The sequence below is a fragment of the Conexibacter sp. CPCC 205762 genome, from assembly GCF_030646155.1.
In the GTDB taxonomy this organism is placed as follows: Bacteria; Actinomycetota; Thermoleophilia; order Solirubrobacterales; family Solirubrobacteraceae; genus Conexibacter.
In genome coordinates, this window is sequence record NZ_JAUTDN010000007.1 from 35249 (window position 1) to 54049 (window position 18801).

20 protein-coding genes are annotated in these 18801 nt (G+C 73.9%); 9 read left to right on the forward strand and 11 right to left on the reverse strand.

From position 1 onward, the window contains the following. Nucleotides 1–4: 4 nt before the first annotated feature. Nucleotides 5–223: a hypothetical protein gene (locus tag Q7L73_RS08855; RefSeq protein ID WP_304688811.1), complete on the reverse strand. Its 219-nt coding sequence runs from the start codon at nt 221–223 to the stop codon at nt 5–7. A gap of 144 nt (nt 224–367) precedes the next feature. On the opposite strand from Q7L73_RS08855, the gene Q7L73_RS08860 reads away from it, so the two are divergent. Further along, on the forward strand, nt 368–829 hold the full coding sequence (locus Q7L73_RS08860) for a DUF6328 family protein (protein WP_304688813.1): 462 nt from the start codon (nt 368–370) through the stop codon (nt 827–829). A 3-nt stretch (nt 830–832) separates the two neighbouring features. On the opposite strand, the gene Q7L73_RS08865 is transcribed toward Q7L73_RS08860, so the two are convergent. The 6 genes from Q7L73_RS08865 to Q7L73_RS08890 form a co-directional block, all read right to left on the reverse strand. Then, on the reverse strand, nt 833–1711 hold the full coding sequence (locus Q7L73_RS08865) for a transglutaminase family protein (protein ID WP_304688815.1): 879 nt from the start codon (nt 1709–1711) through the stop codon (nt 833–835). Nucleotides 1712–1713: 2 nt separating this feature from the next. Then, nucleotides 1714–2670 (reverse strand): alpha-E domain-containing protein, encoded by a 957-nt coding sequence (locus tag Q7L73_RS08870; protein ID WP_304688817.1) that lies wholly within the window; start codon nt 2668–2670, stop codon nt 1714–1716. Continuing rightward, nucleotides 2670–4253 (reverse strand): circularly permuted type 2 ATP-grasp protein, encoded by a 1584-nt coding sequence (locus Q7L73_RS08875; protein ID WP_304688819.1) that lies wholly within the window; start codon nt 4251–4253, stop codon nt 2670–2672. The genes Q7L73_RS08870 and Q7L73_RS08875 overlap by 1 nt, the downstream gene beginning before the upstream one ends. 109 nt (nt 4254–4362) lie before the next feature. Continuing rightward, nucleotides 4363–5982: an ABC-F family ATP-binding cassette domain-containing protein gene (locus Q7L73_RS08880; RefSeq protein WP_304688821.1), complete on the reverse strand. Its 1620-nt coding sequence runs from the start codon at nt 5980–5982 to the stop codon at nt 4363–4365. 182 nt (nt 5983–6164) lie between these two features. Next, the gene (locus Q7L73_RS08885) at nt 6165–7250 is read right to left on the reverse strand and encodes a Fic family protein (RefSeq protein ID WP_304688823.1); all 1086 of its coding nucleotides are present in this window, start codon (nt 7248–7250) and stop codon (nt 6165–6167) included. Nucleotides 7251–7307: 57 nt separating this feature from the next. Next, nucleotides 7308–8165 carry an alpha/beta fold hydrolase gene (locus Q7L73_RS08890; protein WP_304688824.1) on the reverse strand — a complete coding sequence of 286 codons (858 nt, stop codon included), beginning with the start codon at nt 8163–8165 and terminating at the stop codon, nt 7308–7310. A gap of 58 nt (nt 8166–8223) precedes the next feature. On the opposite strand from Q7L73_RS08890, the gene Q7L73_RS08895 reads away from it, so the two are divergent. Continuing rightward, nucleotides 8224–8853 carry a TetR/AcrR family transcriptional regulator gene (locus Q7L73_RS08895; protein ID WP_304688826.1) on the forward strand — a complete coding sequence of 210 codons (630 nt, stop codon included), beginning with the start codon at nt 8224–8226 and terminating at the stop codon, nt 8851–8853. Then, complete coding sequence (locus Q7L73_RS08900) at nt 8850–9701, forward strand: helix-turn-helix domain-containing protein (RefSeq protein WP_304688828.1); 852 nt, start codon at nt 8850–8852, stop codon at nt 9699–9701. Before Q7L73_RS08895 ends, Q7L73_RS08900 begins: the two co-directional genes overlap by 4 nt. Before the next feature lie 26 nt (nt 9702–9727). Here the strand turns inward: Q7L73_RS08900 and Q7L73_RS08905 are convergent, their stop codons facing one another. From Q7L73_RS08905 to Q7L73_RS08915, 3 genes are all read right to left on the reverse strand, one after another. Next, nucleotides 9728–10039, reverse strand: coding sequence for a hypothetical protein (locus tag Q7L73_RS08905; protein ID WP_304688830.1), 312 nt, complete (start codon nt 10037–10039; stop codon nt 9728–9730). A gap of 12 nt (nt 10040–10051) precedes the next feature. Then, the gene (locus Q7L73_RS08910) at nt 10052–10369 is read right to left on the reverse strand and encodes a hypothetical protein (protein ID WP_304688832.1); all 318 of its coding nucleotides are present in this window, start codon (nt 10367–10369) and stop codon (nt 10052–10054) included. A gap of 151 nt (nt 10370–10520) precedes the next feature. Further along, complete coding sequence (locus tag Q7L73_RS08915; RefSeq protein ID WP_304688834.1) at nt 10521–12185, reverse strand: alkaline phosphatase D family protein; 1665 nt, start codon at nt 12183–12185, stop codon at nt 10521–10523. A 32-nt stretch (nt 12186–12217) separates the two neighbouring features. On the opposite strand from Q7L73_RS08915, the gene Q7L73_RS08920 reads away from it, so the two are divergent. Then, entirely contained in the window at nt 12218–12412 is a 195-nt protein-coding gene (locus Q7L73_RS08920) for a hypothetical protein (RefSeq protein ID WP_304688836.1), read from the forward strand. On the opposite strand, the gene Q7L73_RS08925 is transcribed toward Q7L73_RS08920, so the two are convergent. Further along, nucleotides 12399–12998 carry a TetR/AcrR family transcriptional regulator gene (locus Q7L73_RS08925; RefSeq protein WP_304688837.1) on the reverse strand — a complete coding sequence of 200 codons (600 nt, stop codon included), beginning with the start codon at nt 12996–12998 and terminating at the stop codon, nt 12399–12401. The genes Q7L73_RS08920 and Q7L73_RS08925 overlap by 14 nt on opposite strands. A gap of 105 nt (nt 12999–13103) precedes the next feature. Here Q7L73_RS08925 and Q7L73_RS08930 point away from each other — a divergent pair, with 105 nt between their 5' ends. From Q7L73_RS08930 to Q7L73_RS08950, 5 genes are all read left to right on the forward strand, one after another. Continuing rightward, entirely contained in the window at nt 13104–14312 is a 1209-nt protein-coding gene (locus Q7L73_RS08930) for an MFS transporter (protein WP_304688838.1), read from the forward strand. A gap of 67 nt (nt 14313–14379) precedes the next feature. Beyond that, a complete protein-coding gene (locus Q7L73_RS08935; RefSeq protein WP_304688840.1) occupies nt 14380–14952 on the forward strand; it encodes a TetR/AcrR family transcriptional regulator in 573 nt (190 codons plus the stop codon). Between the two features lie 161 nt (nt 14953–15113). Further along, complete coding sequence (locus Q7L73_RS08940; RefSeq protein WP_304688841.1) at nt 15114–15491, forward strand: nuclear transport factor 2 family protein; 378 nt, start codon at nt 15114–15116, stop codon at nt 15489–15491. Nucleotides 15492–15581: 90 nt separating this feature from the next. Next, nucleotides 15582–17783: a hypothetical protein gene (locus Q7L73_RS08945; RefSeq protein ID WP_304688843.1), complete on the forward strand. Its 2202-nt coding sequence runs from the start codon at nt 15582–15584 to the stop codon at nt 17781–17783. 36 nt (nt 17784–17819) lie between these two features. Beyond that, a complete protein-coding gene (locus tag Q7L73_RS08950; RefSeq protein WP_304688844.1) occupies nt 17820–18800 on the forward strand; it encodes an alpha/beta fold hydrolase in 981 nt (326 codons plus the stop codon). Nucleotide 18801 lies beyond the last annotated feature (1 nt).

The following is an 18801-nucleotide window of genomic DNA, read 5'->3' on the forward strand; positions in this document are numbered from 1 at the left end:
GCGGTCAGGCGTGGTGGGGCGCGCGCGAGGGCAGCGCGTCGGGCCGGTCGCCGATCGCGTTCAGCTCCGCGACCGCCGCGCCCGGCACCAGCAGCAGCCGCGCCAGCGTCGCGCCGCGGGCGGCGAGGCCGGGGCGGCGGGAGGCACGGGCGCCGCGGGTGCGGGCGCGGGCGGGCCCGGCGAGGGCGGTGGAGGCGGTGGGGAGCGAGGCGATCTGCGGCATTGGTCGGCGTCCTGAGACGAGGGTGTGCGGTGACGCTCTCGACTATGGACCCGCGACCGCCGTTGCACCATCCGGCATGACCCGGAGTCGACCCTGAGAGGGCAGCCCCGGGAGAACCCGGCCTTCTGCGGGTACCGGATCACCATGCCCGCACGCGAGGAGAGCGAGGAGGAGCGGCTCGACCGCAACCTGATCGAGCTGCTGAACGAGCTGCGCGTCGCGCTGCCGGGCGTGCAGGTGCTGTTCGCCTTCCTGCTCGCGGTCCCGTTCCAGAAGGGCTGGGACACCGTCACCAGCTTCCAGCGCGACGTCTACTTCGTGACGCTCTGCCTCGTGCTCCTGACGACCGTGCTGCTGGTCGCCCCGACCGCCTACCACCGCCTCAACTTCCGCGCCAGACGCCGCCCGGAGCTGGTCGCCGCCGCCAACCGCCTGACGATCGCCGGCCTCACCACGCTCGCGCTCGCGCTCGTCGGCGCGATGGTGCTGATCGCCGACTACCTCTTCGGCACCACCATGACGATCGTCACCGGCGCGCTCAGCTTCCTCCTCTTCGCGCTCCTCTGGGCCGCCCTCCCGCTCGCCCACGACTTCGACGGCGACTGAGCGTCAGGCCCGCGCGCCGGCCTGCGGGTCGAGGCGGGACATCTGGACGTTGGCGCCGAGCGTCGAGGTCGAGCCGCCGCGGTAGACGCCCTTGACCGGCGGGATGTCGGCGTAGAAGCGGCCGTGGCCGATCTTCACGTGCGTCTCGCCGGCGAAGCGGCGGTTGGTCGGGTCGACGCCGACCCAGACCGGCTCGCCGCGACCGTCGACGCCGGGCAGCAGCGCCTCCAGCCAGGCGTGGGTGTCGACCTCCAGCGAGTCCGAGCCCTCGTCCTCCGGCGCCGCCCACAGGTAGCCGGAGACGTAGCGGGCGGCGATCCCGTGGCGCCGCAGCAGCACCAGCGAGAGGTGGACGAAGTCCTGGCAGACGCCGGCGCCGGCGGCGAGCAGGTCGCTGACGGTCGAGCCGACGTAGGTCGCGCCGCGACGGTACTCGAACGTGTCCGGCACCAGCTCGACCAGCAGCCGCAGCGCGGCCAGGGGATCGGCGGCGGTCCTGATCGACGCCTCCAGTTCCTCGATCCCCGCGATCGGCGGCTGGTCCTGCCAGGGCAGCAGGAACTCGCCCGCCGCCTCGACGTAGGCGTCGGAGGTCAGCGCCGACCACGGCCCGTGCGGCGGCTCCGGCGGCGCGCTCGTGACGACGCGGGCGCGCACGTCGATCGTCAGGTGGTCGTGCCCGGTCGGAATGCCGAACTCCAGCACCTCGGTGCCGAAGTAGTCGAGGTGGCGGGTGACGCGCGCCTCCGGGTCGATCCGTGTGTGGAACTCGTCGCAGCGCTGCGAGGAGGTCGTCGCCGGCCGCACGCGCAGCGCGTTGAGGTTGTCGCTGACCGGCGAGCCGTATCTGTACTCGGTCAGGTAGCGGATCGAGAAGTGCACGGTCAGACCACCATCGCGATCCCGCGCTCGCCGGCGGCCATGCCGGCGAAGTAGCGATCGGCGACGTCCTGGTCGACGGCGACCAGCTCGTGCTGCGCGCGCTCGCAGATGTCGACCAGTTCGGTTCCCGCCGGCAGCATCCGCCGCTGGAAGTCGAGGTCGGCGGCGAGGCGGCTGACGCGCAGCACCGGCTGCGAGTCGCGCGGCGAGGCGTCGGCGGCGGCGAAGGCGTCGTGCAGCGAGTCGACGCAGGCGGCGACGCTGTCGGGATAGGCGCGCTCGAAGATCAGGAAGCGCGCGACCGGCTGCGCGTTCGGCGGCGCGGTGACGGCGCGCAGGTAGGCGTGGAAGCCGCCGACCGCCTGCAGCAGCGCGAGCGCGTTGCCGTCGCGGCGCGGGTCCTGCTCGGCCGTCGGCAGCGCGATCCGCAGCAGCCGCAGCATCATGTCGGCGACCTCGATGAAGGAGCCGGCGTCGAGGAACGACTTCGCCTCGTCGCGCAGCATCGCGCGGTCGGCGATCCCCCAGATCAGCGCGGTCCGCTGCTTGACGTACTGGGAGGCGAGGTAGGGGCCGGCCGGCGCCGACCATCTGGCGGTGCCGTCGCCGCGCAGCGTCAGCGTGGTCGTGTTGATCGCCTCCCACATCTCGGCCGAGATCACGTCGCGGACGGCACGGGCGCCCTCGCGCGCCCGCTCGACCGAGGCGAGCATCGAGTCGGGCCGGTCGGCGTCGAGCGTCAGCCGCGCGAGCGCATGCCCGCGGCCGAGCGCCTCGTCACCGGGCGTGCCGCCGAGCATCATCAGCAGGCCGTGCCAGCCGAGCGTCAGGCCCGGCCCGGAGTCCGACGGCGTCTGCAGCTCCGAGCGGAAGACGCCGTCGACGGCGCGCGCCGTGAACTCGGCGCGCGCGAGGTTGCGGCCGAGCCAGTACAGCTCGTGCGCGATCCGCGCGAGCATTACTGCGGCTCCTGCTGCTGTTGCTGCTGCTGGTTGGTCCAGGCGTCGCCGTAGCGCATCTCCGGCAGCGCCGGCGGGCTGGAGACGTCCGCCAGCGGCGGGCCGGCGCGGTCGGCGTCGTCGCCGTCCTCCAGCACCCACGTGTCCTTCGAACCGCCGCCGCGCGAGGAGTTGACGATCATCGAGCCCTCCTGCAGCGCGACCCGCGTCAGCCCGCCGGGGACGATGTCGATCCGCTCGCCGAAGACGGCGAACGGGCGCAGGTCGACGTGGCGCGGCGCGAGCAGCCCGTCGGGCCCGACGGTCGGCACCGTCGACAGCCGCACTACCTCCTGCGCGATCCACGCCTCCGGCTTCGCGCGCACCGCCGCCGCGACCTGCTCCAGCTCCCGCTCGGTCGCGTGCGGGCCGATCGTGACGCCCTTGCCGCCGGACTCGTCGGTCGGCTTGACGACGAGCTGGTCGATCCGCGACAGCACGTGCTCGCGCACCTCCTCGTCGGCGAGCAGGTAGGTCTTGACGTTCTCGAGGATCGGCTCCTCGCCGAGGTAGAAGCGGATCATCTCGGGGACGAAGTGGTAGACGGCCTTGTTGTCGGCGACGCCGGTGCCGAAGGCGTTGGCGATCGCGACCGAGCCGGCGCGGTAGGCGCGCACGAGGCCGGGCACGCCGAGCAGCGAGTCGGGCCGGAACTCGAGCGGGTCGACGAAGTCGTCGTCGAGCCGGCGGTAGACGGCGTGGACCCGTTCGAGGCCGCGCGTCGTGCGCATGTAGAGGACGTCGTCGCGCACGACCAGGTCGGAGGCCTCGACCAGCTCGACGCCCATCTGGCGCGCGAGGAAGGCGTGCTCGAAGTAGGCAGAGTTGAGCGAGCCGGGCGTCCACACGACGACGGTCGCCTCGCTGTCGGCCGACGGCGCGACCGAGCGCAGCGCTCTCAGCAGCAGCTGCGGGTAGTGGTCGACCGGGCGCACGCGGTAGTTGGCGAACAGCTGCGGCACGAGCTGCGTCATCGCGGCGCGGTTCTCGAGCACGTAGGAGATCCCGGAGGGCGTGCGGACGTTGTCCTCGATCACCTTCCAGGAGCCGTTGGAGTGGCGCACGAGGTCGCAGCCGGCGACGTGCGTGTAGACGCCGCCGGGCGGGCGGATGCCGTGGACGGCACGGGCGAAGTTGGGCGAGCTGACGACCAGCCGCCACGGCACAATCCCCTCGCGCACGATCTCGCGCGCGTGGTAGATGTCGTCGACGAAGGCGTTGAGCGCGCGGATCCGCTGCGCCAGGCCGCGCTTGAGCGTGCGCCACTCGTCGCCGCCGATCACGCGCGGGACGAGGTCGAGCGGGAACGGGCGCTCGCGCGTCGGCCCGTCCTCGCCGCTGGTCTCGAACGTGATCCCCTGGCGCAGGAAGGTCGCGTCGCGGCGCCTGCCGACCTCGGTCAGGCCCTCGGCGCCGATCCGCTCCAGCTCGGAGATCAGCGCACGCGCGACCTCGCGCGGCCGCCCGTCGGTCTCGAACAGCTCGTCGAGGAAGGGGGCGCGCGGGTTGTAGCTGTCGATCGGTGGGGCAGTGGTGTCTGACATCGTCGGCGAGGATTCTCTCCCCCGTCCAGGGCTGCGGCATTCGCCGCATGGAGCGACTTCGGACACCGCGACTGGCCCGTTTGTCGGTGCACGGTGTCCCGTCGGCTGCTCACAGCGTCAGCTCCCGCGTGAGCTGCAGCGCCGCGCGCAGGCGCAGGTCGTGGCTCGCGACGAGCAGCGCGCCGGGCCAGTCGGCGAGCGCCGCCTCGAGCGTCTCCAGCGAGGCGACGTCGAGGTGGTTGGTCGGCTCGTCGAGCAGCAGGCAGGTCGCCCGCAGCCGTGCGAGCACGGCCAGCTCCGCGCGCGTCCGCTCGCCCGGCGACAGCGTCGCCGCCGGCCGCTGCGCCTGGTCGGGGCCGAGGCCGTAGGCGCCGAGCGCGGTCCGCGCCTCCGTCTCGTCCAGTCCCGTCAGCTCCCGCACCGCGCTCGCCAGCGGTCGCGCGTCGGCGGCGAGCCGGTCGCGCGCCTGGCCGAGCACGGCGACGACCGCGCTCGGCGCCAGCCGCCGCGTGCCGGCCGCCAGCGGCAGCGTGCCGGCGAGCGCGCCGATCAGCGTCGACTTGCCGCTGCCGTTGGGCCCGGCCAGCAGCACTCGCTCGCCGTGCGTCAGCGACAGGTCGAGCGGCCCGAGCACGAAGTCGCCGCGCTCGATCACGGCGCCGTCGAGCGAGACGACCGCGCCGCCGCCGCGCTCGGCCGTCGTCAGCTGCAGCTTCAGCGGCCGCTCCTCCCAGGGCTTGTCGGGGACCTCGACCCGCTCCGCCCGCCTGGCGACGGTCGCCGCGCGCTTGGCGACGCCGTCGGCGCGGGCGCCGAACCACTCGGCGACGTGCTTGTCGTTGTCGCGCGGTCTGCGCGCGACGCGCTTCGTCGTCGCCGCGCTGCGGCGGCGCGCCTCGTCGGCCGCGGCGTGCAGCTGCGCGCGCTTGGCGAGCGCCTCCTCGTGGGCGGCGAATTGGCGTGCGCGATCCTCCGCTCGCGCCCGCTCGTAGCTGTCCCAGCCGCCGCCGTGGTGGGTCGCGGCGCCGCTGCGGGCGTCGAGCGCGACGACCTCGCCGGCGACGTCGGCGAGCAGCGCGCGGTCGTGCGAGACGACGACCGTGCCACCGGCGCGCTCGTGCAGCAGCGCGCGCAGGCGGCCGAGCCCGTCGGCGTCGAGGTGGTTGGTCGGCTCGTCCAGCAGCACGACGTCGAAGCGCGAGGTGCGCAGCGCCGCGAGCCCGGCGCGCGCCGCCTGGCCGCCGCTGAGCGTCGCCAGCGGGCGGTCGAGCAGGGCGGCGTCGAGCCCCATCTCGGCGGCGGCCGTCTCCAGCCGCGCGTCGGCGTCGGCGCCGCCGAGCGTGACCCATGCGACGACCGCCTCGGCGTGCGCGTCGATCGCCTCGAGCTGGCCCTCGTCGAGCGCGGCCGTCAGCAGGTCGAGCGTGCGCGCCGCGGGCGCGACGCCGATCCGCTCCATGATCGTCGCGCGCACGCTGCGCGCGCCGTCGGCCTCCGCCTCGCTCGCGAGCTGCGGCAGGTAGCCGACCGTGCCGTGCGTCCTGACGGTCCCGCCGTCCGGCTGCTCCAGCCCGGCGAGGATCCGCAGCAGCGTCGACTTGCCGGCGCCGTTGGGCCCGACGAGCGCGATCCGGCTGTCGCCGCCGACATGCAGGTCGACGTGGTCGAGCACGGTGCGGGTGCCGTGCACGCGGGTGATCTGACGGGCGTCGAGCAACGCCGATGACATGCAGTGCTCCTTCGTATGCGCAAGGTTCTTCCGGACTCGTGACATCCGCGACGACACGGTCTGTTGAAAGACCGGTCGCTGCTCATGGCGGGTGTCTAATCCGAGATGCGCATAAGCAGGCCCCTGCGGGCCGACGACGACCGTAGCACGCGCTCGCGCCACGGCGCAACCGCGCGGGCCGCTCAGGCGCGGCCGGCGGCGAGGTCGCGCAACCGTGCGCTCGCGCCGTAGCGCACGCTGCGGCCTCTGCCGGAGGCGACGACGAGCCCGGCGTCGAGCAGCCGGCGGAAGTCGGCGCTGGCGGTGGCCGGAGAGACGTCGGCCTCGGCCGCGTAGGCCGCGCGGTCGACCGCGCCGAAGAGGCTCTGCTCGAGCGCGATCACGAGCCGCTCGGGCCAACCGCGCTGCTCGGCCAGCGCCTCCAGCCGGCCCCAACGGCTGCCGGCGTCGGCGACCTGGCGCAGCCGCCGCTGCGCCTGGGCGAGGTGGGCTTCGAGGCAGAAGGCGATCCACGGGCGGGCGTCGCGCTGCGGCTGGTAGCCGCCGCCCTGCACCTGCTGGAGGACGGCGTAGTAGTCGGCGGTGCGCTCGCCGAGCTGCTCTTCGATCGAAGTCAGCTCGGGCGCCAGCACGCCGTCGCGCGCGAGCACCAGCGACTGCACGATCCGCGCGACGCGGCCGTTGCCGTCCTCGAACGGGTGGACCGAGACGACGTGCAGGTGCGCCATCGCCGCACGCACGACCGGATGCGCGTCGAGGTCGCCGCGCTGCAGCCAGCCGACGACCTCGCGCATCAGCTTCGGCACCTGCGCGGCCGACGGCCCTTCGAAGGCCGGCGCGCCGCCGCCGGCGCGCGTGACGTAGACCGGCCCCGTGCGCCAGCGCCCCGGCCGTTTCGCGTCGTGGAAGGCGCACGCGTCGAAGTGGAGGTCGAGGATGACGCGATCGAGCCATCTGAACGACGGGTCGTCGGCCAGCGCGTCGACGTGGCGCAGCGCGTGCGCGTAACTGGCGACGGCGACGCGGTCCTCGTCACCGTCGTCGACGACGGCGACGCGGTCGACGAGGTCGAGCGCGTCGCTATCGGCGACGGTGAAGCCCTCGATCGCGGTCGAGCTGGCGACCGCCGTCGCGCGCGCCTGGCGCCGCAGCCGCCCGACCCAGCGGCGCGGCTCGCGCGTCTCCCCGTCGAGCCGCGTGCGCAGCTCGTCCAGCTCGCGCAGCTGGGCGAGCTGCTGGCGCGTCAGTCTCGGGATGGCATAGAGCATGCCATCCACTTTAACATCTAGACGCTTATTCGTCTAATCTTAAAGACGCAAAATCGTCTAAGAGGTAGCGGCCGCCGCCGGCACGGGCGCGAAGGCGGCGATCTCGTCGGCGAGGCGGAGCGGCTGGTCGTGGGGGACGAAGGTCGCGGAGTCGGCGATCTCGACCATGCGGGCGTCGGCGAAGCAGGCGGCGATGCGGCGGCCGAGGTCGATCGTGAAGAAGCGGTCCTTCGGCGCCCAGCAGAGCAGCGCCGGGCCGTCGAAGCCGCGCAGGCGGGTGGCGACGTCGGCGAGGTCGGCCGGCTTGACGGCGCGGCAGAGCTTGGCCGCGTCGCGGCGGACGCCGGCGTCGCTCAGGTACGGCTCGACCCAGTCAGCCGACTTCGCCGGGTCGAGCCTTCTGTTGACGAGCAGGCCGAACGCGAGCGGGCTGTGGCGCACCGCGGCGATCCGCGTCGGCAGCATCGCGACGCGGAACAGGCCGGGGTGGCGGGCGGCGCCGAGGATCAGGCCGAACGGCTTCGGCGGGAAGGTCGTCAGCCCGTCGCAGTTGGTCAGCACGACGCGGCCGATGCGGCTCGCGTCGGTGTCGAGCAGGAACTGGCAGAGCGCGCCGCCGGTGTCGTTGCCGACGAGTGTCGCGTCGCTGGCGCCGACCGCCTCCGCGAAGGCCGCCAGCAGGCGCGCGACGCCGCGCGGCGAGAGATCGGCGTCAGGCTCCAACGCGACCTTGTGCGATCCCAGCGGCAGGTCCGGCTGGAGCGTGCGGTAGCCGCGCGCGGCGAGCGCGTCGGCCGTCTCGTCCCACAGCGATCCGTTGACGAGGAAGCCGTGCACGAACAGCACGACGGGGCCGTCGGGCGGGCCCAGCTCGCGGTAGCGGACGGTCCCCTGCGGCAGTGTCACCTCGGGCATGGCGGGTGCCTCCCATAGTCTTCTCGACGGTGGTTCCAATAACATACGTACAGTCTGTATGAGAGTCAACCGGCGCACTCAGGAGGAGCGTTCGACGACGACCCGCGCGGCGCTGCTGGCGGCTGCGCGGCCGCTGTTCGCGGCGCAGGGGTTCGGCGCCGTCGGGACCGAGGCGATCGTCAGAGCGGCCGGCGTCACCCGCGGCGCGCTCTACCACCAGTTCGCGGACAAGACGGGGCTCTTCGCCGCCGTCTACGAGCAGGTGCAGCAGGAGCTGGCGCTGCGGATCGCCGGGCAGCTCGGCGGCGTGACCGATCCGGCCGAGGCGCTGCTCGCCGGCATCGACGCCTGGCTGGAGGCGGCGACCGAGCCCGACGTGCAGCGGATCGTGCTGATCGAGGCGCCGGCGGTGCTCGGCTGGGAGCGCTGGCGCGACGCCGGCCAGGCCAGCGCGATAGGGCTCGTCGAGGCCGTCCTCGGCGCCGCGATCGCCGCCGGCAGCATCGTCGAGCAGCCGCTGCGGCCGCTCGCGCACGTGCTGATCGGCGCGCTCGACGAGGCCGCGCTCTACATCGCCCGCGCCGACGACGCCGACGACGCCGACGCGGCGCGCGAGCAGATGCGGACCGTCCTGCGCGCGCTGCTCTCCGGGCTGGAGCCAAGCGAGCCGGGAGACGGCCGCGGATGAGCAGCAGCAGCCCGAGCGGACGCGAGCGCCCGCTGCAGAGCAGACGCGGGATCCTCGAACCGGCCGCCGAGGGCCCGATCTTCCGCCTGCGCCGCTACGTCCCCGCGCTCGACCTGCGACACGCGCTCGACCGCTTCTGGGCCGTCGAGTGGGATCTGCGCGGCCGTGCGCCGTTCGAGCAGCAGATCCTCAACCACCCCAACGTCAACCTCTCGTTCGAGCCCGACGGCGCCTTCGTCTGGGGCGTCGGCACGACCCGCACCAGACATGCGCTGCGCGACCGCGGCTGGGTGCTCGGCGCGAGATTCCGTCCCGGCGGCTTCCGCCCGTTCGCGGACGTCGCCGTCGCCTCGCTGACCGACCGCGTCGTGCCGCTGCGCGAGCTGTTCGGCGCTGCCGACGCGGATGGGCTCGAACGGCGCGTGCGCGGAGAAGGCGCGCCGCAGCAGCGGATCGCCCACGTCGAGGCGTTCCTGCGCGAGCGCAGCCCCGGGCCTGACGCGCGCGTCGCGGAGGTCGCGGCGATCGTCCAGCTGCTGCTCGACGAGCCGTCGATCACGCGCGTCGACCAGCTCGCCGCCCGCTGCCACGTCTCGGTTCGCACGCTGCAGCGGCTGTTCCACGACTACGTCGGCGTCAGTCCCAAGTGGGTCGTGCGGCGCCAGCGGCTGCACACCGCCGCCGAGCGGATCGCCGACGAGCCGTCGCTCGACCTCGGCCGGCTCGCGGTCGAGGTCGGCTACTTCGACCAGGCGCACTTCATCAACGAGTTCAAGACCTTCGTCGGGCGCACCCCGGCCGGCTACGCCGCCGCCTGCGCCGCGGCTGCGGCACTGGCGGCGGCATGAATCGATCGCTCTGATTCAGCGTTGAATCAGAGGCAGTTGATCGAGAAGTAGCCCCACGCGTTGTACTGGTAGGCGCGCACTCCGCGCGAGCCCTCGCGTCGGTACGGCTCGTCGCGGATCTGCACCCGCGTGCCGGTCGGCAGCGTCGCTCCGTACGGGTCCGAGAAGCTGTCGGAGCCCGCGTTGTAGTTGCGGTAGAACTGCCCCGACTGGCAGGTGATCGACTCCCAGTGGGTGTAGGTGCCGGCGTCGCCGGCGGTCGCGCTCGGCGCCGCCACGGCGCCCGCGATCATCGTGCTCGCGACCGCGGCCGCGAGCAGCTTGCGAGGCGTCTTCATGCGCATCAGCTCCTATCCGAGGTCGCCGCAGAGGATCCAGACGTTGCCCTTCTGCACGCTGCCATAGGCATCGCCGTTGCACCAGACGGCCGGGGCGCCCGAGTCGCCGTTGGCGCTGTTGCCGTTGTAGTAGAAGCGCTCGCCCGGGGCGAGGTGGCCGGCGTACGGTCCGTGGACCGAGACCGAGGTCGCGTAGTGCAGGTCTGCTCCCTGCGGATTCGTGACCGGATGGGCGCCGACCGTGACGCCGAGCGCCGAGCCGGCGGATGCCAGCAGGGCGACCGCCGAGACGGCGAGCAGCGCGATCGTACGTGGGAGGACGCGAGACATCGCATGCTCCTTCCGTTGGATGTGGGCCTGAGGGCGCGCCGCGCCGCTCTCGTCGTTCCCCTGGTGCGGCGCGCCGTTCAATCACCTAGCCCGGCGGAGGCGATCTCCAACCCTCAATTCGCAGATCGTCATCCAACTGACGAATGAACGATCAATCGTCAGGGGAGCGGTCGATCGTCGCTATCGTGCGCGCGAAGCTGGTGTGGAGCTGGGGCTCGCGCCATTCCTCCGGCCGCGTGCACTCGATCGCCAGCTCCGCACCGCGGCCGTCGAGCGTCAGCGTGCCGACGTGGTTGTCGAAGGTCGCAGGCGCCATCAGCCGCCAGCGCAGCCGCGGTCGCGGGACGCCCGCCGCGCGTGCCAGCAGCCGCGCCGCGCGCGCCGCGACGGGCGTGTGCATGAAGCGCATGAAGCTGCGCTCTCGGACGTCGAGCGGGTTGCGCATCGGCGAGCAGACCGCCTGCACGACGGCGCTCTGCACGCCGCTGCCGGCGGGGAAGCCGGCCTCGGCGACATAGGCGTGGTGGACGTCGCCGGACAGCAGCACGATCGAGCCCGGCGCGCGGCCGCGCTCGCCCGCGCCGACGGCGCGCAGCTCCTCGACGAGGCGATCGAAGCTGTGGCGGAAGGCGGCCCAGTGCTCGAGGTCGACGCCCTGCCGCAGCTTCTCCCCGAGGCGCGCCGCCAGCTTCCCCCAGGCGCCCGCGCAGACCGCCTCGTTCCACGCCTCGACGTCGTGCAGCGCCGGCGCCAGCAGGAACGGCAGCGAGGTCGCGATCAGCAGGTGGTCGACGTCGCCGGTCAGCTGCTCGCGGACCCACTCGAACTGCTCGTCGGAGAGCATCCGGCGGTCCCTGTCGTCGTGCACGACGCGACCGGCGCGCGAGTCGAGCACGATCAGCCGCGTGCGGCCGAAGTCGCGCCGGAACGACCAGCGCGTGCCGGCGACCTCGTCGGCCGCCTGCTCGGCGAACGCGCGCAGCAGCGGCTCGCCGTCGCCGGCGTGGGCGCGCAGCCGCGCCAGCAGATCCTCCTCGCGCAGCTCGGCCGGCGAGAGGTTGCCGAGGTGCTGGTAGAGCCAGTAGGACATGTAGGCGCCGATCAGCCGCTCGCGCCACCACGGCAGCCTGCGCACCATCTCGACCCACGCGCCCGACGTGTTCCAGTCGTCGCGCACGTCGTGGTCGTCGAAGATCATCGCGCTCGGGATCGATGCCAGCAGCCAGCGGATCCGCTCGTCGCCCCATGCCTCGTGGTAGAGCCAGGTGTACTCCTCGAAGTCGGCGACCTCCAGCGGCGCGTCACGCTCGCCATGGCGCTCCTGCATCCGCTCTCTGACCCTTGGCGAGACCTCGTCGGCGTAGACCTGGTCGCCGACCAGCAGCAGCGCGTCGGGCCACTCGCGCGCCTCGGTCGCGCTCATCCGCCGTGCCAGCGCCGCGAGCGCGTCGACGCCGCGGCCGCGCTCGTCGTCCGATTTCGAGAGCGTGTACGGCGGCTCGTGCGGCGCGGCGACGCGGCAGGAGGCGAACGCCAGCCGCAGCTCGTCGTCTCTGCGCGGCGTGCGCACGCAGCCCTTGGGCTCGTTCGCACGCGGCCAGGCGCGGACGCCGTCGAGCAGCAGCTCGTACTCGTGCTCGGCGCCCGGCTCGAGGCCGTCGGCCACGACGAGCGCGTAGTGGTGGCCGGCGATCTCGAAGGTGCGCGAGCGCGCGCCGAGCGCGGCGACCTCGCAGGGGCGGTCGGTCTCGACCCAGACGGTCGCGTCCGTCGGCCCGACATGGCGGAGCAGCGGACCGAGGATGAGCGTTGGCACGGCGCCGGTCATACCCGGTAGCGTTCGCTGGCATGAGCGGCGAGGCGCAGTTCCACGAAGGGCAGAGAGTCTGGGTTCACGGACTCGACGGTCAGGCGCGCGAGGCGATCTACGTCGGCGGCGGCGACAACGCGACGTTCTTCGGCGGGCCCGGGCTCGTCTACGTCGTCTTCCCCGACACGCGCGAGGGCGCTGAGGTCGAGGAAGCGCGCGTCACGGCGCGCTAGTCGCGCCGCGGCCGCGGCTGCGCGGCCCGGCGGCCGGCAGCGCCGCGTCGAGCAGCACCGCGGCGGCGGCGCGCGCCTCTGCCGCCGGCTCGTCGGTCGCACCGATCGCGGCTGACACCATCGCGCCGTTGACGAGCAGCGACAGCTGCGCGGCCAGCGGCGGCGACCCGCCGGCCTCGCCGACGAGCCGCTCCAGCAGCTCGACCCAGGCGCGCTTGTGGTCGCGCACCGTCGTCGCGATCGACTCGCTCGACGGCCCCAGCTCGCCGAAGGCGTTGACGAACTCGCAGCCGCGATAGCCGGGCTGCGCAAACCAGTCGGCGAGCAGGTCGAAGAGGGCGAGGATCCGCTCGCGCGGCGGCTCCGTGCGCGCTGCGATCGCCTCCAGCTGCGCGAGCACGACCTGCTCGCGCTCCCGCAGCGTCGCCGTGACGAGCGCCTCCTTCGACGGGAAGAGCGCGTAGATCCGCTTCAGCGAGATGCCGGCGGCGTCGCGGATCGCATCCATCCCGACGGCCTGCACGCCGCGTTCGGCGAACAGCCGGCCGGCGGCGTCGAGGACCTGCTCGCGTGCATCGAGAACCATCGTTCTCTATCGTAGGCGACAGCAGTGAGAACGATCGTTCTCACTGTTCTGCAGGGGCGGCGCCGCGCGGGCGCCGCCGTCGTCGTCCGCTGCCCTGGAGCCGCCATGCCCCGCTCGCTCGTCCTGCTGTTCGCCGTCGCCTGCGGGCTGGCGGTCGGCAGCGCCTATGCCGCTCAGCCGCTGCTCGACGCGATCGCCGACGCGCTTGCGCTGCCGCTCGGCGCCGCCGGCATCGTCGTGACGGCGACGCAGGCCGGGCTGGCGCTCGGGCTGCTGCTGGTCGTGCCGCTCGGCGACCTGCTCGACCGCCGCCGTCTCGTCGCCTGCCAGCTGACCGTCGGCGCGCTCGCGCTGACGCTCGTGGCGCTGGCGCCCAGCGCGCCGCTGCTGCTGCTCGGCGCCGTGCTCGTCGGCGCCTCGTCGGTTGTCACGCAGGTGCTCGTCGCCTATGCGGCGGTGCTCGCCGCGCCGGCCGAGCGCGGCCGCGTCGTCGGCATCGTCACGAGCGGCGTCGTCAGCGGGATCCTGCTCGCGCGCGTCGTCGCCGGCGTCGTCGCGGACCTCGCCGGCTGGCGCGCCGTCTACCTGCTCGCGGCCGGGCTGACCGTCGTCGTCGGGCTGCTGCTGGTGCGGCGGCTGCCGCGCACGGCCGCCGCGCCGCCGGCTGGCGCGGCCGCGTCGCCCACCTCGGTGCCGGGCGGTGCTGCGTCGTACGCCGCCCTCCTCCGCTCGACCGTCGCGCTCGTCGCGCGCGAGCCGCTGCTGCGGGCGCGGGGCGGGCTCGCGCTGTTGACCTTCGCCGCCTTCTCGACGCTCTGGAGCGCGCTGGTGCTGCCGCTGAGCGCGCCGCCGCACGGGCTCAGCCACGCGCAGGTCGGGCTCTTCGGCGTCGCCGGGCTCGCCGGCGCGCTCGGCGCCGCGCGCGCCGGCCGGCTCGCCGACCGCGGACGCGGCCAGCGCACGACCGGCGTCGCGCTCGCGCTGCTGCTCGCGAGCTGGGCGCCGATCGCGCTGCTGGACCGCTCGCTGCTCGCGCTCGCGGCCGGGATCGTCGTGCTCGACTTCGCAGTGCAGGCGGTCCACGTGAGCAGCCAGAGCATGCTGCTTGCTGCCCTGCCGGTGGCCGGGAGCCGGGCGATCGCCGCGTACATGGCCTTCTACTCGGCCGGCAGCGCGCTCGGGGCGATCGCGGCCACGAGCGCCTACGCCGCCGCCGGTTGGGGCGGCGTCTGCCTCCAGGGTGCGGTGCTGTCGCTCGTCGCGCTCTGCTGGTGGGCGCTCACGCAGGCGACACCGCGACGATCGCTCCGCTAGGACGGTGGTCCTAGCGCTTGCCGGTGCCATTAGGATGGGTGTCCTGGGCAAGCCGGAGGCGTGGTCGATGGCATCGGACAGTCGAGAACGGATGGTGCGCAGCGCGGCGGTCCTGCTGCGCGAGCACGGCTACGCCGGCACCGGCTTCCGCGACGTGATCGCCCACAGCGAGGCGCCCTGGGGCTCGATCTACCACCACTTCCCCGGCGGCAAGGCGCAGCTCGCCGAGGAGGCCGTCCGCTACGCCGGCGACTTCGTCGCGCAGCTGATAGAGCACTCCCCGCCCGACGACCCGATCGTCTCCCTGCGCGGCTTCATCTCCGTCTGGAGAGCGGGCCTGGAAGCGAGCGACTTCCGCGCCGGCTGCCCGATCGTCGCGGTCGCCACGGAGGCCCCGGCCGACCAGCCCGCGCTCGGCGAGGCCGCAGCCCACGCCTTCGCCTCGTGGGAGAGAGCGCTCGCCGCGACCCTCCGCCGCGCTGGCGTCACGGCCGCCCGCTCCCGCCGCCTCGCGACGATCACCGTCGCCGCGATCGAGGGCGCGATCGTCCTCTGCCGCGCCCGCCGCACCACCCGCCCGCTCGACGACGTCGGCAGAGAGCTGGAGCTGGCGATCAAGGACGCGCTGCCGGGCGGCTGAGCGGACGCGCGTCGCGCGTCGCGAAGGGTACAACGGCGAGCGGTTCGGGCGGCGGGTCGTGCGAGCGGCGCCGGTGCCGGCGCCGCCGTTACCTGCGGCGTAATCGACGCGCCGCGGGGGCGGTGGGAGATTGCGTGGCGTCAACCGCAAGGAGGAACGTCATGACCGCCACCGCTGACATCGCCACCGTCGTGAACGACTACATCGCCGTCTGGAACGAGGGCGACCAGGGGCGCCGGCGCGAGCTGATCGCGCGCACGTTCACGGAGCAGGCGACCTACGTCGATCCGCTGATGAGCGGCCAGGGGGTCGACGGGCTCGACGCGATGGTCGCCGCCGCGCAGCAGCAGTTCCCGGGCCATCGCTTCGAGCTGAGCTTCGGGCCCGACGCGCACAACGACGTCGTGCGCTTCGGCTGGACGCTCGTCGGGATCGAGAGCGGCGCGGCGGCCGCCGTCGGCGTCGACTTCGCGACCGTCGCCGCCGACGGCCGGCTGGCGACCGTCACCGGGTTCCTCGAGCCCGGCGCGCAGGGCTGACCGGCGCGCCGCCCCGACCGGGGAGCCGTCGCCGGGGCACACGGCGACGGAGGGTGGCGCCGCATGGCGGCGGCGTGATGAACTACCGGCATGCGCCGCCGTCACGTCGTCATGCTGCTGGTCGCTTTGGCAGGCGTGCTGGCGTTCGTCGCGCTGCCGGCCGTCTACGTCCGCACCCAGGTGCTCGACCGCAACCAGCTCGCCGACCGCGTCGGCGCGGCGGTGACGTCGGAGCAGGTCCGCGCCGTCGCGGCGGCGCGGATCGTCGACGAGGCGGTCGACTCCGGCGCCGACGAGCTGCTGACCGCCCGCCCGCTGGCGGTCGCCGGCGTGCAGGCGCTGCTCGGCACCGCGGTCGTGCGCAACCTCGCGCGCGGCATCTCCAACGACGCCTACGACCTGCTGGTCACGGGCGAGAGCGGCACCTACGTGCTCGACCTCGGCCGCTCGACCGCGTTCGTGCTCGAAGGGCTGAGGTCGGTCTCGCCGAGACTGGCCGACTCGCTGCCGGAGGGCTTCGACCCCGAGATCCTGCGGATCGACTCCAACGACCCAGCGCTCGTCTCCGTCCGTCGCATCGCCGACCTCGGCGGCTGGCTGGCGATCGTCGCGCCGCTCGGGGCGCTCGCCGCCGCGCTCGGCGCGCTGCTGCTCGGCCGCGAGGATCGCCGCCGCGTGCTGCTCCAGCTCGGCTGCAGCTTCGCGCTCGCCGGCGCGCTGCTGCTGTTCCTGATGACGATCGCGCGCGGTGCCGCGGTGCCTGGCCTCGAAGCCGGCGCCGACGTCTCGGCCGCCGCCGGCGCGCTCTGGGACGCGATCCTCGGCGACCTCGCGATCTGGTCGCAGACGCTGCTGCTCGTCGGTCTCGTCACCGCCGCGGTCGCCGCCACGAGGCGCCAGCAGCAGGGCGTCGCCGGCCGCCTGCTCAGCACCGTCCAGCGGGTCCGCCAGGCGACGACGCCGAAGGTCCGCGTCGTGCGGGCGCTGGCGCTGCTGGCGGCCGCCGCGCTGGTCGCGTGGGAGCCGGCGCTGGCGCTGCGGATGGTCGCGATCGCGCTCGCCGTCTACGCGATCTCGGAGCTGACCGCGGTGCTGGACCAGACGAGCGACAGACGCGCCGCCAAGCGCGCCCAGGCCGGTGCCGGCGGGGCCGCCAGAGCCGGCGGGCTGCGCGTGCGGCCGCGCGTCCCGTCGCCGCGAGTCGTCGTCCCGATCCTCGCGATCGCCTGCGCGGTCGGCTTCGCCGGCTTCCTGACCGACGACGCGCCGCAGCCGCCGGCCGCCGCCGCGGTCCCCGCCGACGGCTGCAACGGGTCACGCGCCTACTGCGACCTGCGGCTCGACCAGTACGCCTTCGCGACGACCCACAACTCGTTCAGCGCGGCGCAGGATCCGGGCTGGCTGATCCCCAACCAGCGCTTCGGCATCGCCAGACAGCTCGAGGACGGCATCCACGGCTTCATGCTCGACGTCCACATCGGCGTGCGCACGAACAAGCTCGTCCGCACCGACCTGCAGGCCGAGGGCAGCGACCGCAACAAGGTCGGCAAGGTGCTCGGTCGCGAGAACCTCGCGACCGCGGAGCGGCTCGGCGGCCGGATCGGCGCCGGCGAGCTGCGCGGCCGGCGCGAGCTGTTCCTCTGCCACACGCTCTGCGAGCTGGGCGCGGTCTCGGCGCTGGACCAGCTGAGAGCGTACCGGCGCTGGCTGACCACCCACCGCGACCAGGTGCTGCTGTTCATCGTCGAGCCGTACGCGCCGCCGGCCCAGATCGCGCGGCTGTTCCGCGACGCCGGGCTGCTCGACGAGGTCGTCACGCTCGATCGCACCGCGCCGCTGCCGACGCTCGGCGACCTCGTCCGCACCGACCGCCGCCTGATCGTCTTCAGCGAGGGCGAGTCCGGCGCGCCGCCGTGGTACATGCCGGCGTGGTCGTTCATCCAGGACACGCCGCTCGGCGCCGAGAAGCCGTCCGAGTTCTCCTGCAGACGCTCGCGCGGCGACGCCGACAGCCCGCTGCTGCTGATCAACCACTGGGTCGACACGTTTCCGCCCAACCCGCGCAAGAACCGCGAGATCGGCGGCGCCTTCCTGACGAGACGGATCGAGCGCTGCGAGCGCGAGCGCGGCATGATGGCCAACCTCATAGGCGTCGACTTCTACGACCGCTCCGGCGTCGTGGCGGCGGCCAGGACGCTCAACGAGCAGTCGGTCAGAGCGAACGAGCGGATCGACGAGCAGGCCGGCGTCGGCGACGACAGCGGCGGCGCCGCGGTCGACGGCACGCAATAGTCCGCTTCGCGGTGGGAGATCCGTCATCGTTGACGGATGCGCCTTCCCCGCCCACGGACCAGACGCCTGCGGATCGTCGTCGCGGTCGCGCTCGGCCTGCTGCTGACGCTGCTGGTCGTCAACTGGACGTGGGGCCGGCTGCCGGCCGAGCCGGCGCGCAGCGGCACGACCGCGCGCGTCGGTGAGGTCGACCTGCGCTGGATCGAGCACGACCCGCCGGCGGCCGGCGCGCCCGCCGTCCTGCTGCTGCACGGCCTGCCGGGAACGGCTGAGGACCTCGAACAGGTCGCCAAGCTGCTGCCGGCATACCGCACGATCGCGGTCGACCGGCCCGGCTACGGCTTCTCCAGCGGCGGGCACCACGACGTCGACGCACAGCTCGACACGCTGACCGCGCTGCTCGACCGCGAGCGGATCGACCAGGCGATCGTCGTCGGCCACTCCTACGGCGGCACGCTCGCGCTTGCGCTGGCCGAGCGCGCGCCGGAGCGCGTCAGGGCGCTCGTGCTGGTCGACGCCGCCGCGGCCGGTGACAGCACGGCCGCTGCTGATCGCGCTCAGGCGCGGTTCGTGCAGGCGCTGTCGCTGCCGCTCGTGCAGCCGCTCTCCGACCTCGTCTTCGGCAGCGCGGTGCGCAAGCTGTCGGCCCAGCAGGGCGCCCGCAACGCGTTCGCGCCCGACCCGGTCGACCCCGCCTACGAGCATCGCCTGCTGAGCGAGACGATGCGCCACGAGGACCTCGACGCCTACGCCGGCGAGCTGCTGAAGCTGGACGACACGATCGACGTCGTCGACGCCGGCCTCGCCCGGGTCAACGCGCCGGCGGTCGTGATCCAGGCCCGCGACGACGGGCTCGTCGCGCCCGCGGTCGGGGCGCGGCTGGCGCGCGGGCTGCCGCGGGCGCGGCTCGTGACGGTGCCCGGCGGCCACATGGTCCCGCTCGTCCACCCCGCCGTGGTGGCCGAGGCAGTGCGTGCCTGCGCCGCCGGTTGTGGTACCAATAAAAGCGCTCGATGAG

Coding starts and splice junctions, on each gene's coding strand:
- Q7L73_RS08855 (WP_304688811.1), bottom strand. CDS start 223: ATGCCGCAGATCGCCTCGCTCCCCACCGCCTCCACCGCCCTCGCCGGG.
- Q7L73_RS08860 (WP_304688813.1), top strand. CDS start 368: ATGCCCGCACGCGAGGAGAGCGAGGAGGAGCGGCTCGACCGCAACCTG.
- Q7L73_RS08870 (WP_304688817.1), bottom strand. CDS start 2,670: ATGCTCGCGCGGATCGCGCACGAGCTGTACTGGCTCGGCCGCAACCTC.
- Q7L73_RS08875 (WP_304688819.1), bottom strand. CDS start 4,253: ATGTCAGACACCACTGCCCCACCGATCGACAGCTACAACCCGCGCGCC.
- Q7L73_RS08880 (WP_304688821.1), bottom strand. CDS start 5,982: ATGTCATCGGCGTTGCTCGACGCCCGTCAGATCACCCGCGTGCACGGC.
- Q7L73_RS08885 (WP_304688823.1), bottom strand. CDS start 7,250: ATGCTCTATGCCATCCCGAGACTGACGCGCCAGCAGCTCGCCCAGCTG.
- Q7L73_RS08890 (WP_304688824.1), bottom strand. CDS start 8,165: ATGCCCGAGGTGACACTGCCGCAGGGGACCGTCCGCTACCGCGAGCTG.
- Q7L73_RS08895 (WP_304688826.1), top strand. CDS start 8,224: ATGAGAGTCAACCGGCGCACTCAGGAGGAGCGTTCGACGACGACCCGC.
- Q7L73_RS08900 (WP_304688828.1), top strand. CDS start 8,850: ATGAGCAGCAGCAGCCCGAGCGGACGCGAGCGCCCGCTGCAGAGCAGA.
- Q7L73_RS08905 (WP_304688830.1), bottom strand. CDS start 10,039: ATGAAGACGCCTCGCAAGCTGCTCGCGGCCGCGGTCGCGAGCACGATG.
- Q7L73_RS08910 (WP_304688832.1), bottom strand. CDS start 10,369: ATGTCTCGCGTCCTCCCACGTACGATCGCGCTGCTCGCCGTCTCGGCG.
- Q7L73_RS08920 (WP_304688836.1), top strand. CDS start 12,218: ATGAGCGGCGAGGCGCAGTTCCACGAAGGGCAGAGAGTCTGGGTTCAC.
- Q7L73_RS08925 (WP_304688837.1), bottom strand. CDS start 12,998: ATGGTTCTCGATGCACGCGAGCAGGTCCTCGACGCCGCCGGCCGGCTG.
- Q7L73_RS08930 (WP_304688838.1), top strand. CDS start 13,104: ATGCCCCGCTCGCTCGTCCTGCTGTTCGCCGTCGCCTGCGGGCTGGCG.
- Q7L73_RS08935 (WP_304688840.1), top strand. CDS start 14,380: ATGGCATCGGACAGTCGAGAACGGATGGTGCGCAGCGCGGCGGTCCTG.
- Q7L73_RS08940 (WP_304688841.1), top strand. CDS start 15,114: ATGACCGCCACCGCTGACATCGCCACCGTCGTGAACGACTACATCGCC.
- Q7L73_RS08945 (WP_304688843.1), top strand. CDS start 15,582: ATGCGCCGCCGTCACGTCGTCATGCTGCTGGTCGCTTTGGCAGGCGTG.
- Q7L73_RS08950 (WP_304688844.1), top strand. CDS start 17,820: ATGCGCCTTCCCCGCCCACGGACCAGACGCCTGCGGATCGTCGTCGCG.